This is a genomic window from Bartonella sp. AA86SXKL (assembly GCF_042196885.1).
Genome location: NZ_JBHIRE010000424.1, coordinates 352 through 648 on the forward strand (window position 1 = coordinate 352; position 297 = coordinate 648).

1 pseudogene is annotated in these 297 nt (G+C 41.4%); it reads left to right on the forward strand.

The annotated features are described in order from the left end of the window. Positions 1-297 (forward strand): annotated as a pseudogene (gene purH / locus ACFIO5_RS12395) (bifunctional phosphoribosylaminoimidazolecarboxamide formyltransferase/IMP cyclohydrolase); the annotation flags it as partial.

Consider the following 297-nt stretch of genomic DNA (forward strand, 5'->3'; position numbering starts at 1 on the left):
GAACCATGTGTATACTGGTGTTATCACAGCGGTGAGTGATTATGATGCAGTTCTTTCTGAATTAAAGCAGCATGATGGGTGTTTAAGTTTTTCTATGCGACAACAGTTAGCAATGCGTGCTTATGCGCACACGGCTGCTTATGATACGGCGATAGCGGCGTGGTTTGCAAAAAATTTAAAAATTGAAACACCCTCTTGGCAGAGTTTTTCTGGTCATCTTAAAAATGTCATGCGTTATGGGGAAAACCCGCATCAAAAGGCAGCATTTTATCGTAATGGTGACAAACGTTTTGGTGT